The sequence below is a fragment of the Streptomyces anatolicus genome, assembly GCF_019400875.1.
GTDB lineage: Bacteria > Actinomycetota > Actinomycetes > Streptomycetales > Streptomycetaceae > Streptomyces > Streptomyces anatolicus.
Genome location: NZ_WMBF01000022.1, coordinates 1 through 12,280, shown reverse-complemented (window position 1 = coordinate 12,280; position 12,280 = coordinate 1). Strand labels below are relative to the sequence as shown.

Here is a 12,280-nt window from a genome sequence, read left to right as displayed (position 1 = left end):
CTCTCCGACCCCGACGCCTCTCCGGCTCCCACGCCTCTCAAGCTCCCACGCCTCGTAGGCTCTGCGCATGAATGTCAGCCTGCGCGAAGTGCACGACAGTGATCTGCCCGTCTTCTTCCGGCAGTTGAACGATCCCGAGTCCTGTCACATGGCCGCCTTCATCCCCGAGGACCCGGCCGACCGCGACCGCTTCGACGCGCACTGGACGAAGCTGCGTGTCTCGCCCGGCGTCGACGTGCGCACGGTCCTCGCCGACGGTGACGTGGTGGGCAACGCCGCGGTGTACGGCGAGCCGGGCGAGCGGGAGGTCACGTACTGGATCGACCGCGCGTACTGGGGCCGCGGCCTGGCCACCGCCGCCCTGCGCGAGCTGCTGGCGCTGATCCCGGAGCGCCCGCTGTACGCCCGGGCTGCGGCGGACAACGCGGGTTCGCTGCGGGTCCTGGAGAAGTGCGGGTTCCGCGAGTCGGCGCGGGAGCGGGGGTACGCGGCGGCGCGGGCGGCGGAGATCGACGAGGTGGTCCTCGTCCTGCACGGCGGCTGAGGCTCCCCCGCGAGGAGGAGGACGGTTCATCGCCGCGCAGGAGGCGCGGGGGCGCCGCCGACGGGAGCGTTGAGGCATGACCCGCGTGCCCCCGCATGACCCGGCCCCAGTACCCCGAAGGCTTCCGGTGCTCCTGACCTACTCTGTGCAGATGATCACCGGAATACCCGTGGCGGCCCTCGGTGCCCGCTTCCTCCAGGAGCGGGCGGGGTTCGCGGCGTGAAGGCCTTCGGCACCGCCCTGTTCGGGCGCACGGCGCGCCGCCGGTGGATCCATCTGATCCTCGGCGGCGCGCTCTCCATGCCGTACGTCTTCGTCGGTTCCGTGATCATGGGGCCGCTCTTCGGCGACGACCAGATCCTCGGGACGCTCCCCGCCCAACTCGCCGCCTTCGCGGCCGGGTTGCCGCTGGCCGCGATCAGCGCGCTGTTCCCGCTGACCCGGCCCATCTCGGTGGCCGCCGTGCGCACCCTGTGCGAGGTGCCTGACGGCTCCCTCGCCGAGGGCCCCGCGCGCGGGCGGGTGGCACGCGGGCGGGCCTCCGCGTGGTTCACGCTGCACCTCGGTCTCGGCGGGATCATCAGCGGCATGTCGCTCGCGCTGCCGCCGTTCGCGGGCGTGCTGATCACGCTGCCGTTCTTCGTCGTCTTCCGGGACAGCCGCATCGGGCTGCCCGAGGTCTTCGGCGAACCCTGGATGGTGGCCCTCTCCCCGGCCATCGGCTGCGTCTGCCTGGTCGCGCTCGCGGCGTGCGCGGCCCTGGCCGGCGGGCTCCTCGCGCGCTGGGCGCCCGACCTGCTCGGGCCGACCCCCGCCGACCGGCTCGCGGCCGCCGAGCAGCGCGCCGCCGACCTCGCCGTGCGCAACCGCCTGGCGCGCGAGCTGCACGACTCCGTGGGGCACGCGCTGAGCGCGGTCACGCTCCAGGCGAGCGCGGCCCGTCGCGTCCTCGACCACGACCCGGAGTTCGTCCGCGAGGCGCTGGCCGCCATCGAGGACACCACGCGCCGCACGGTCGGCGAACTCGACGCCGTGCTCGGCGTGTTGCGGGAGGCCGACGACGCCCGCTCCACCGCCCCCGCGCCCACGCTCGCCGCCGACCTGGACGGTCTGCTGCGCCGCACCAGGGCGGGCGGCCTGCGGGTGAGCGCCGCCATCGACATGGAGCCCGAGGCGCTGCCCCCGCTGGTCTCCCGCGAGGCGTACCGCATCGTGCAGGAGGCGCTGAGCAACGCCCTGCGGCACGGCGGTGACGGCACATCCGTGACCCTGCGCCTGACCCTGGACGGCCCCGACCTGGCCGTCACGGCCGAGAACCCCCTGCCGGAGCGCTCCCCCGCCACCCGCCCCGGCGGCGGCCACGGCCTGCGCGGCATCGCGGACCGGGCGCGGCTGCTCGGCGGCACCGCGCAGGCGGGCCCGGCGGACGGCGCCTGGCGACTCGACGTACGACTTCCGCTGAAGGGACACGCACACGCATGACGACCACACCCTCCCCCACCGGGTCCGGCGCACCCTCCGGGTCCGGTGGCGCGGCCATCCGGATCGTCCTCGCCGACGACGAGCGCATGGTGCGTACCGCACTGCGCGCGATCCTCTCCGCCGAGCCGGGCATCGAGATCGTCGGCGAGGCGGCGACCGGCGCCGAGGCGGTGTCGGTCGTACGCGAACTGAAGCCCGACATCGTCCTGATGGACGTCCGCATGCCGGAGATCGACGGCATCCGCGCCACCGAGCAGATCCTCCAGACCATGCCGGAGCCGCCGCGCATCGTGGTCGTGACGACCTTCGAGAACGACGCGTACGTGTACGAGGCGCTGCGCGCGGGCGCCGCCGGTTTCCTGCTCAAGCGGGCGGACGCGGACGCGCTCGTGCAGGCCGTGCGCGTCGTCGCGCACAGCGACTCGCTGCTCTTCCCCGCCGCCGTGCGCGCCCTGGCCGCCGAGCACGGGCGCGCCAAGCCGGCGCCGCCCGCCTGGGTGGCACGGCTGACCGCCCGGGAGAGCGAGGTGCTGCGGCTGATGGCCGGGGGGCTGACCAACGCGGAGATCGCCGGGCGGATCGGCGTGGGCGCGGCGACGGTGAAGACGCATGTGGCGGCCGTGCTCGCCAAGACGGGCGCGCGGGACCGCACGCAGGCGGTGATCGCGGCGTACGAGGCGGGCTTCATGAACACGGACTGAGCCGGCGCGCAGGCTTGCAGGGACTCCCGACGCGGCCTGGGCGTTCATGAGGAGTCTCTGAGAAAACGGTCACAAGCGGATCAGAAGGGAACGAAACCCTCCCCTTGGCTCGTCCTTCCGTGGGATGAACAAGACGATCAGGCACGCCTCGGTCTTCGCACTGCTGCTCGTGCTCGCCCTCCTGGTGCGGGCGACGTGGGTGCAGTTCCACGACTCGAAGGCGCTCGCGGACGAGAAGCTGAACCGGCGGAACGCGATCAAGCAGTACGCACACCCGCTGGGCGACATCATCGTGGGCGGTGAGGCCATCACCGGCTCCGAGCGGACGACGGGAGGAGACCTCGCGTACAAGCGGACGTACAAGAACGGCGCGCTCTACTCACCCGTGACGGGCTACAGCTCGCAGGTGTACGGCGCCACCCAGCTGGAGGGCATCTACAAGGACCTCCTGGACGGCACGGACAACCGCCTGAAGAACCCGCTCGACACGGTCACCAACAAGCGCGCCGACCCCGGTGACGTCGTGACGACCATCGACCCGGCGGTGCAGAAGGCCGGGTACAAGGCGCTCGGTGACACCAAGGGCGCGGCGGTCGCCGTCGACCCGAGGACCGGCAAGATCCTCGGCATGGTCTCGACGCCGTCGTACGACCCGTCGAAGATCAGCGGCTCCACGGACTCGGAGGCGTGGCAGGCGCTGACGAGCGACAAGCAGAAGCCGATGGTGAACCGCGCGATGCGCCAGCCGCTGCCGCCCGGTTCCACGTTCAAGCTGGTCGTCGCGGCGGCGGCCCTGGAGGACGGCCTCTACTCCTCGGTGGACGTCAGGACCGACAGCCCGAAGCCCTACACGCTGCCGGGCACGGTGACGGTCCTGAAGAACGAGAACGAGTCGGCTCCCTGCGAGAACGCGACGATCCGCACCGGCCTGCAATACTCCTGCAACAACGTCTTCGCGAAGATGGCCGTCGACCTGGGCCAGGGCAAGGTCAAGGCGATGGCGGAGAAGCTGGGCTTCAACGCGGACAAGCTGGATGTGCCGGTGCGCGCGGGCAAGAGCGTGTACCCCTCCGGCATGGACAAGGCGCAGACGGCCCTCTCGGGCATCGGCCAGTTCGACGTGACGGCGACGCCGTTGCAGATGTCGATGGTGTCGGCGGCGATCGCGAGCGGCGGCGAGCTGGCCGCGCCGCACATGGTCTCGCAGATCACCGACTCCGACGGCAACGTCCTGGAGAAGTACGGCGACGGGAACAGGCAACGCGTGATGAGCGAGTCCACCGCCGAGGGTTTGCAGTCCGCGATGCAGACGGTCGTCGAGAAGGGCACCGGCTCGAACGCGCGGATCAGCGGCGCGACGGTGGGCGGCAAGACGGGCACGGCCCAGCACGGCGAGAACAACAGCAAGACGCCGTACGCGTGGTTCACGTCGTACGCCAAGGGCGCGGACGGCAAGCAGGTGGCGGTCGCGGTGATGATCGAGTCGTCGAGCGCGGCCCGCGACGAGGTCAGCGGCAACGGCCTGGCGGCGCCGATCGCGAAGGCGATGATGGCGGCGGCCCTGAAGAACTGACCGCCGCCGGGCGCCGCCCCGCGCTTTCAGCGGATGGCGCCCCGCGCTCTCAGCGGGCCCGGTTCCGGTCGCGCCACAGCCGGAAGCCGAGGATCAGCCCGAGCGGCGCGCACGCGCCGACGAGCAGTCCCCCGGCGAAGCCGAGCCCGGTGCTCGCCTCGCCGTCCTCGAGCGTGGCCGCGACGCCCGCCGCGGCCATGACCGCCAGGAGGAGGGCGAGCAGCCCGTAGAACTTCCGGCTCAGGAAGTTCTTCCGCTCCGGCACCGGCGGCGGTGAGGCGATCTCCGCCGCCGGGCCGAGGCTCGCCGCCTTGGGCCGCTTGAACCAGGCGTAGACGATCCAGGTCCCGCAGGCCTCCCAGCCGTCGGGGGCGAGGCGTTCGTCGAGCCCTTCGCGGCCGCGCGTGACCAACTCCCTGCGGTACTCCCACCGCTGGGGCCGCGCCGCGTCACGGTGGCTGACGAAGCGGCCGAGCGCATCGACCCGCTCCACCTCCCAGCCCTCGTCGCCGAAGCGGTTCAGCAGCTCTTCGTCGACGTAGGTGTCGGCGGTCCAGCGCCAGGTCTCGACGTGGTCCTCCGGAGGCCCGCCGGGGGCGCTCGCCCCGGGGGCACTCGCCTCCGGGGCCAGCTGCCGGGCGAACTCCTCCACGGGCCCGAACTCGGCCTCCGCGTCCTCGGCGCCGGACTCCGCCAGGTGGGCGGCCAGGTCCGAGACGGTCGCCTCGACCCGGTCGGCGGGCAGCCCGTGCGCCCGCAGCCGCTCGGCGAGGCCGACGAGGTACCCGTCGTGCCCGTCCCGCCCGTACCGCGCGTCCATCGGGGCGTTCATCGTGTCTCCACTCCCGCCTTGGCGAGGACTTCGCGTACGGACTTGTCGAAGGCGAGCCACAGCCCGCCCTGCTCACCGAGGGTCTCGCGCCCGGCGTCGGTGAGCCGGTAGTAACGCCGTCCCGGCCCCTTCTCGGTGGCGCGGAACTCCGCGGCGACCAGGCCCGCTTCCTCCAGGCGGTTCAGTACGGGGTAGAGCGTGCCGCCCTTGATCTGGCCGAAGCCGGCGGCGCCGAGGAGCTTGGCGATCTCGTAGCCGTAGCTCTCGCCGTCGGTGAGGCTCGCGAGGACGAGGAGGTCGAGTACGCCCTTGAACCAGCTGGCGCGGCGGTCTGTCACTTGGCTGCCTTTCGGGGGCTGACGGAGGTCACGCGGCGGCCGGGGCGCGCGGCTTGTCCGGCGCGGGAAGCGTCAGGTCGCGTACGGCGAGGGCGGTGTGCACGGCGATGGGGAGCAGCAGGCTGCCCGTGCCGAGGTAGAGGCCGGTGACGACCGCGCCGAAGAGGGCGAAGACGAGGACGCCCTGGCGGCCCTGGTAGAAACCGGCGAGCGCGTACACGAGCACCGAGAGGGCCGCCGCGGCGTACAGGGGCAGGCCGAGGGCGCCGACGCCGAAGGCGATGAGCAGGCCGCGGTAGACGAGTTCGGCGCAGACGCCGTCCGTGACCGCGACGGCGATCGCGAGCCTGCGCTCCTCGGCGGTGCGGGGCAGCATCGCCTCGATGGCGGCGAGGCCCGGCACGTGCTTGCCGCGCTCGGCGAGTTCGTGGAAGTTCCGCCCGGAGGCCGCGGCGATCGCCGTGACGATCAGGATCCCGGCGACGGCGTAGACGGGCCGCTCGGGCAGGGCGATGCCGAGGTCGGCGGGGTCGACGCCGGGTGAGAGCAGCAGGGCGGCGACGGCGACCGCGGCGAAGGACCACCACAGGGCGAGCGTGAGGGTGAAGTAGCGGACGAGGGCGCGGGGTTCGGTGTCCCTGCGCCGGGCCAGCGAGGCGTACATCCGGCGGCCCGCCCACGGCTCACCGAGGAGCAGATAGGCGGCGAGCGCGGCCGTGGCGGCCGTCGCGGCGACCGAGAAGTCCGGCGATATGGACATGGGATCCCCCTTCCCGAAGGGGCCGCGCGGCAGCGTGCGTGGAACGTGAACACGGACGACGCCTGCCGCGCGGACCCCTGAGCGTCTGAGCTACCTAGACCGTATGACGACCTAGCCAGGAATGCAACCTATCTCGCATGGCTTACGCCGCTGGGCGCCACCCCGGGTCGCGGCCGCTCAGGCCGATCACGCGGTCCAGGAGCGGCGCCTCCTCCGGTACCGGGACCGGCTTGCCGAACAGGCCGTCCGGCCCCTCGCCGCCGTCTCCGGTGGGCGTCAGCAGGGCCCACGCGGCCTCCAGGCTCGCCTCGTCGGGGCCGTACTCCTGGCCGGTGGCCCGCGCAAGGTCCCAGCCGTGGACGACCAGTTCGTCGAGGGCGACGAGGCCCGCGACCTCGCCGGGCAGGTCGACGCCGCCCGCCCTGGTCATGCCCTGCCAGGCGGCCGGGTCGCGCCAGGCACCGGCGAGGGCGTCGAGGGCCCTGGGCAGCTCGTCGCGCCAGCCGGGGCCGACGTCCGGCAGGAAACTGTCGGGAGCGGTGTCCAGCCCCGGCCCGAACTCCTTGCGGGCCGCCTGCTCGAAGGCCTGGGCCAGGCCGACCAGATGGCCGAGGAGGTGGCGTACCGCGTAGTCGGGGCAGGGTGTGGGCGCCGCGAGCTGTTCGTCCGTGGCGCGTTCGGCGAGGCGCGCCACGAGGCGGGCCTGCGGGCCGAGGTCGAGGATGTCGCCGGACGGGGTGTCACTGGAAGAGATGTCGCTGGACGGGGTGTCGCCGGATGGGATGTCACCGGTCATAAGGGCCTCCGCTAAGGCAGCTGTCTCGGTATGTCTCCCCTGGTGACCGGCGGCGCGGCCCAAACTCATCGGTCGGCGTTAGGGCAGGCGCCCGATACCGCCCCGGGGGCCTTAGAAACCAGCATCACCTGGCATGACATCACCCGGCACGACCTCGACGATCGGGCGCGTCCTGCGGGACCGCAACGCGAGCCTCTATCTGGGCGCGGTGGTGGTCTCCGGCTTCGGAACCTCCGCGCTGTGGCTGGTCTCCGGGATCTGGGTGAAGGACCTGACCGGCTCCGACGGGCTCGCCGCGCTCTGCCAGTTCGCGCTGTGGGCGCCCACGCTCGTCGGCCCGCTGCTCGGCACGCTCGCCGACCGCACGCGCCGCAAACCGCTCCTGGTGGGCGCCAACCTCGCGCTCGGCGCGCTGCTCCTCTCCCTGTTCGCCGTGGACGGCACGGGGCGGCTCTGGATCCTCTTCGCCGTCCTCGTGGTGTACGGGGCGTGCGGCGTCGTCACGGACGCGGCGGAGGCCGCCCTGGTGCCGACGGCCATCGGCAAGGAGCTGCTCGGCGACTTCAACGGCCTGCGGATGTCCGCCAACGAGGGCATGAAGCTGGTGGCGCCGCTCGCCGGGGCGGGCCTGTTCGCCGCGTACGGGGGCGCCCGTGTGGCGCTTCTGGACGCCGTCACCTTCGTACTCGCGGCGGGCATGTACGGCCTGCTGCGGGTGCGGGAGAGCGCGCCGGTGCGCGAGCGGGCCTCCTTGCGGGAGCGGACCGCGCAGGGCGCCCGTTATCTGTGGGGGCACGCGCGGCTGCGGCCCCTCGTGGTGGCGGGCGGTCTGACGATGCTGTCGTCGGGGATCAGCGGCGCGCTGGTGTACGCGATCGTGGAGGGGCTTGGGCACTCTCCCGCGTACACGGGCGTGCTGTACGTCGTGCAGGGCGCCGGGTCCGTCGCGGTGGGCGTGGCGTCGGGGGCGCTGCTGCGGCGGTTCGGGGCGCGGCGGTTCGGCGGGGCGGGCATCGGGCTGACCGCCGCGGCGGCGGCCCTGAGCGCGCTGCCGAGCGACCCGGCCGTGCTGGCGGGGAGCTTCGCGAACGGCGTCGGGCTGCCCTGCGTGCTCATCGCGGGCCTTACGGCGGTGCAGCGTGAGACGCCCGACGCGCTGCTCGGCCGGGTGGCGGCGACCGCCAACACGCTGATGTTCACGCCTACGGCGGTCGGCATCGCGGCGGGCGCGGCCCTCGTGGAGTCCGTGGACGTCCGCGTGCTGCTGCCGGTGCTCGCGGGGGCGCGGCTGCTGATCGCCGCGCCCCTGCTCCTTCGGCGCCGGGCTACTTCACATTCGCCCAGCGCTTGATCGTCGCGACGGCCTTCGTCTGCTCGGCCTCGGGCAGCTTGGCGATCGACGCGCCGTGGTTGGCGCCGGGCACCACATAGCGGTAGGAGTCGCGGCGGCTCGGGGTGAAGCGCTCCGCGCTCCACGGGTCGTTCTGGCCGTAGACGAACATCATCCGCTCACCGCGGCTCTTCACCCAGCGGTCCACGTCGGCGACGGTCCTGTTGCTGTACGTGCCGCGCATGGCGGCGGGCAGCACCGAGTTGGGCTGGTAGAGGCCCGGGTAGTGGCGCACACCCTTGAGGTGCTTGAACTTCAGGTCGGCCCAGCCCAGTTGGGTGGCGGCCTGGCGGTAGTAGGGGCCTGAGCCGTTGGTGCCGAGGTCCTCGTCGCGGTAGACGCTCAGGCCGTGCTCCTTCGACCAGCCGTACAGCTCGTCGTCGGTGGCCTTCTTCGCGTCGGGGACGGTCGGGCAGTCGGCGGCGGTGCCGGACTGCCAGAAGTTCCACACCTGGTCGAGGACCGCGAACTCGTAGGCCCGGTCGGTGGTGCCCAGGGTCTCCTCGAACGTGTCGCCGTTGGCCTTGGCGTCCGCCTCGAACTTGGGGAGCAGCGTGGCGCGGCGCACCAGCATCTCGCGCTGCACGGCGTTCAGTGCCTCCCGGCACTCCTTGGTGCCGACCGTCTCGAAGAAGCGTTCGTAGCCGCTGTCGTCGCGGTTGTTGGCGTCGTTGGGCGCGACGAACGCGACGACCGCGTCGAGGTCGTCGGGGTAGAAGCGTTCGTGGTACGTCGCCGTCATGCCGCCCTTGCTGGCGCCGGTGCCGAGCCACTTGCCCTTCTCGATGCCGCGCAGGGCCCGGGTCAGGCGGTGCTCGTCGGCGGCCTCCTGCTGGACGGTCAGCTTGGTCCAGTCGTCGCCCGGGGCGCCGGAGGGCCTGGACCGGCCGAAGTAACGGTGTTCGACGCTGACCTGGTTGGCGTCGATCAGCCTGGTGAGGGAGGCGGTGCCGCCGGGGAGGGTGTAGCCGCTGGTGTAGAGGACGGTCGGCTTGTCCGTGGACTTGTGCCAGAGCGTGGCGCGCTGGGTGAAGGTGGCGCCGCCGGGCTTTCGGTGGTCCACGGGCTGGGCGTATGTGAGCGTGTAGAGGGGGTGGCCCTCCTTCTCGGCCACGGAGACGACCTTCATGCCGGGTATCTTCTCCAGCCGTTCGCGGACGGCGTCGGCCGTGTCGTCCTGCCCGGCCTTCGCGCTGGGCGCCTTGGCCTTCGCGTCGGCCTCTCCGAGCGTCGCTGTGGCCCGCGCGGCGGCCGGTGCCGCTCCGCCGAACACCGCGGCACCCGTTATCAGCGCGGCGCAGGCCAGCGCGGATATCCCCTTGTTGCGCACCTTGTCTCCCTCGGTCCTTAGGAGCGGACGGTTGTGGTGCGCGGATCGTAGCGGCGATCGCTCGGGGAGCGACAGGACAACCGTTCGGGCGCCGAACGGGCAACGCGGACCCCCGAAACGGGCACGCCCGAGGCCCGCCGCACAGGCCGTCGCCCCGCCAAGCGGGCACACACGGGCATCATCGCGCCCGCTCCCACCCTGGTCACCCCCTTGTCCGCGCTGTAGAACTTCCCCACAGGGCCCGAACGGGCACCGCGAGACCCAGGGGAAGAAGGTGGCGCCGATGACCGCGGAGGAACGTCAGCGGCGGATCGTCAGCGCGGCCCGCCACTCCGGCTCCGTCGACGTGACGGCGCTCGCCGCCCAGCTCGGCGTCGCGAAGGAGACCGTCCGCCGCGATCTGCGCGCCCTGGAGGACCACGGCCTCGTCCGCCGCACCCACGGCGGCGCCTACCCCGTGGAGAGCGCCGGTTTCGAGACCACCCTCGCCTTCCGCACGACGATGCACGTCCCGGAGAAGCGGCGCATCGCCGGCGCCGCCGCCGGACTCCTCGGTGACGCCGAGACGGTCTTCGTCGACGAGGGGTTCACGCCCCAACTGGTCGCCGGGGCGCTGCCCGAGGCGTCGCGCGGGCGACCGCTGACCGTGGTCACCGCCTCGCTGGCCACCGCGGGCGCCCTCGCGGAGGCCGAGCACATCACCGTACTGCTGCTCGGCGGCCGCGTCCGCCCGGGCACGCTCGCCACCGTCGACCACTGGACGACCAAGATGCTGGCCGGATTCGTCATCGACCTGGCGTACATCGGCGCCAACGGCATCTCCCGCGAGCACGGCCTGACGACGCCCGACCCGGCGGTCAGCGAGGTGAAGGCGCAGGCGATCAGGGCGTCGCGGCGCAACGTCTTCGTCGGCGTGCACACCAAGTTCGGGGCGACGAGCTTCTGCCGGTTCGCGGGCATCGGCGACCTGGACGCGATCGTCACGAGCAGCCGCCTGCCCGCCTCCGAGGCCCACCGCTACTCCCTCCTCGGCCCGCAGGTCGTCCGCGCCTGACGCCCCGCCCCACCGCGCGGCACACCGCGCCTCCGCACGCCCTGGTGTGCCCGGAACATCCACAATCCTCCCTTTAAGTCCAGGAGCACTCATGCGAACCCCGAGCCGACCAAGGCCGCGCGCGCTCGCCGCGGCCGCCGCAGGGGCGCTGCTCGCCCCGCTGCTCGCCGGCTGCTGGACCGGCGCGGGCGGGACCGGTTCAGGCGACTCCCTGAACGTCCTCATGGTGAACAACCCGCAGATGGTGGAGTTGCGCAAGCTCACCGTCGCCCACTTCACCAAGGAGACGGGCATCAAGGTGAACTTCACCGTCCTGCCGGAGAACGACGTCCGCGACAAGATCAGCCAGGACTTCGCCAACCAGGCCGGGCAGTACGACATCGCCACCCTGAGCAACTACGAGATACCGATCTACGCCAGGAACGGGTGGCTGCACGAGGTCGGTTCGTACGCGCGCGAGGACACGGCGTACGACGAGAAGGACATCCTGCCGTCCATGCGCCAGTCCCTCACCGGGGACGACGGCAAGCTCTACGGACAGCCCTTCTACGGAGAGTCGTCCTTCCTGATGTACCGCAAGGACGTCTTCAAGAAGGCGGGCCTGACCATGCCCGAGCACCCCACCTGGCGGCAGGTGGCCAAGCTCGCCGCCCAAGTGGACGGCGAGGAGCCGGGCATGAAGGGCATCTGTCTGCGCGGCCTGCCCGGCTGGGGCGAGCTGATGGCACCGCTGACGACCGTGGTGAACACCTTCGGCGGCACCTGGTTCGACAAGGACTGGAAGGCCCGCCTGGACTCCCCCGAGTTCGAGAGGGCGACCCGCTTCTACGTGGACCTCGTCCGCGAGCACGGCCAGTCCGGGGCCGCCCAGTCCGGCTACGCCGAGTGCCTCAACAACCTCACCCAGGGCAAGACCGCCATGTGGTACGACGCGACGGCCGCCGCCGGTTCGCTGGAGTCCGCCAAGTCCCCGGTCAAGGGCAAGATCGGCTATGTCCCCGCCCCCGTGGAGCGGACCGACAGCTCCGGGTGGCTCTACACCTGGGCCTGGGGCATGCAGAAGGCCTCGCGCAACCCCGACAAGGCCTGGCAGTTCATCTCCTGGGCGTCCGGCAAGGAGTACGAGCGGCTGGTCGGCGAGAAGGTCGGCTGGTCCGACGTGCCCGCCGGGAAACGCGCCTCCACGTACGAGAACCCCGCCTACCGCAAGGAAGCCGCCGCCTTCCAGGCCGTCACCCGCGCCGCCGTCGAAGGCGCCAGGCCCCGCGACCCCGGCGTGCAGCCGCGCCCCGCGCCCGGCATCCAGTTCGTCGGCATCCCCGAGTTCACCGACCTCGGCACCAAGGTCTCCCAGGAGATCAGCGCGGCCATCGCCGGACGCCAGTCCGTGGAGGCGGCCCTCGACACATCCCAGCGGCTCGCCGAGAAGATCTCCGAGGAGTACGAGGGACGATGACCGCCACCGCCACCCACCTCCGCA

The 12,280-nt window shown here is 72.4% G+C and carries 13 protein-coding genes; 8 read left to right on the top strand and 5 right to left on the bottom strand.

Annotated elements, in window-relative coordinates:
- Positions 1 to 67 precede the first annotated feature (67 nt).
- The 5 genes from GKQ77_RS04535 (at position 68) to GKQ77_RS04515 (ending at position 4,300) form a co-directional block, all read left to right on the top strand.
- On the top strand, positions 68 to 544 hold the full coding sequence (locus tag GKQ77_RS04535; RefSeq protein WP_219687397.1) for a GNAT family N-acetyltransferase: 477 nt from the start codon (positions 68 to 70) through the stop codon (positions 542 to 544).
- Between the two features lie 76 nt (positions 545 to 620).
- Positions 621 to 767, top strand: a complete 147-nt coding sequence (locus GKQ77_RS04530; RefSeq protein ID WP_219687396.1) for a hypothetical protein — start codon at positions 621 to 623, stop codon at positions 765 to 767.
- Positions 764 to 2,026, top strand: a complete 1,263-nt coding sequence (locus tag GKQ77_RS04525) for a sensor histidine kinase (RefSeq protein ID WP_308117545.1) — start codon at positions 764 to 766, stop codon at positions 2,024 to 2,026. The genes GKQ77_RS04530 and GKQ77_RS04525 overlap by 4 nt, the downstream gene beginning before the upstream one ends.
- Entirely contained in the window at positions 2,023 to 2,727 is a 705-nt protein-coding gene (locus GKQ77_RS04520; RefSeq protein WP_219687395.1) for a response regulator transcription factor, read from the top strand. The genes GKQ77_RS04525 and GKQ77_RS04520 overlap by 4 nt, the downstream gene beginning before the upstream one ends.
- Before the next feature lie 124 nt (positions 2,728 to 2,851).
- Positions 2,852 to 4,300: a penicillin-binding transpeptidase domain-containing protein gene (locus GKQ77_RS04515; protein WP_219687394.1), complete on the top strand. Its 1,449-nt coding sequence runs from the start codon at positions 2,852 to 2,854 to the stop codon at positions 4,298 to 4,300.
- A gap of 49 nt (positions 4,301 to 4,349) precedes the next feature.
- On the opposite strand, the gene GKQ77_RS04510 is transcribed toward GKQ77_RS04515, so the two are convergent.
- The 4 genes from GKQ77_RS04510 to GKQ77_RS04495 form a co-directional block, all read right to left on the bottom strand.
- A complete protein-coding gene (locus tag GKQ77_RS04510; RefSeq protein ID WP_219687393.1) occupies positions 4,350 to 5,132 on the bottom strand; it encodes a hypothetical protein in 783 nt (260 codons plus the stop codon).
- Complete coding sequence (locus GKQ77_RS04505) at positions 5,129 to 5,470, bottom strand: PadR family transcriptional regulator (RefSeq protein ID WP_125511982.1); 342 nt, start codon at positions 5,468 to 5,470, stop codon at positions 5,129 to 5,131. The genes GKQ77_RS04510 and GKQ77_RS04505 overlap by 4 nt, the downstream gene beginning before the upstream one ends.
- Before the next feature lie 28 nt (positions 5,471 to 5,498).
- A complete protein-coding gene (locus tag GKQ77_RS04500; protein ID WP_219687392.1) occupies positions 5,499 to 6,230 on the bottom strand; it encodes a CPBP family intramembrane glutamic endopeptidase in 732 nt (243 codons plus the stop codon).
- 142 nt (positions 6,231 to 6,372) lie between these two features.
- Positions 6,373 to 7,026 (bottom strand): TIGR03086 family metal-binding protein, encoded by a 654-nt coding sequence (locus GKQ77_RS04495; RefSeq protein ID WP_219687391.1) that lies wholly within the window; start codon positions 7,024 to 7,026, stop codon positions 6,373 to 6,375.
- A gap of 133 nt (positions 7,027 to 7,159) precedes the next feature.
- Here GKQ77_RS04495 and GKQ77_RS04490 point away from each other — a divergent pair, with 133 nt between their 5' ends.
- The gene (locus GKQ77_RS04490) at positions 7,160 to 8,377 is read left to right on the top strand and encodes an MFS transporter (protein WP_219687390.1); all 1,218 of its coding nucleotides are present in this window, start codon (positions 7,160 to 7,162) and stop codon (positions 8,375 to 8,377) included.
- Here GKQ77_RS04490 and GKQ77_RS04485 read toward each other — a convergent pair.
- The gene (locus GKQ77_RS04485; RefSeq protein ID WP_219687389.1) at positions 8,352 to 9,746 is read right to left on the bottom strand and encodes a S28 family serine protease; all 1,395 of its coding nucleotides are present in this window, start codon (positions 9,744 to 9,746) and stop codon (positions 8,352 to 8,354) included. The two genes, GKQ77_RS04490 and GKQ77_RS04485, sit on opposite strands and share 26 nt — an antisense overlap.
- A gap of 283 nt (positions 9,747 to 10,029) precedes the next feature.
- On the opposite strand from GKQ77_RS04485, the gene GKQ77_RS04480 reads away from it, so the two are divergent.
- Both GKQ77_RS04480 and GKQ77_RS04475 read left to right on the top strand, forming a co-directional pair.
- The gene (locus GKQ77_RS04480) at positions 10,030 to 10,800 is read left to right on the top strand and encodes a DeoR/GlpR family DNA-binding transcription regulator (protein WP_219687388.1); all 771 of its coding nucleotides are present in this window, start codon (positions 10,030 to 10,032) and stop codon (positions 10,798 to 10,800) included.
- 91 nt (positions 10,801 to 10,891) lie between these two features.
- Positions 10,892 to 12,256: an ABC transporter substrate-binding protein gene (locus GKQ77_RS04475; RefSeq protein ID WP_219687387.1), complete on the top strand. Its 1,365-nt coding sequence runs from the start codon at positions 10,892 to 10,894 to the stop codon at positions 12,254 to 12,256.
- Positions 12,257 to 12,280 lie beyond the last annotated feature (24 nt).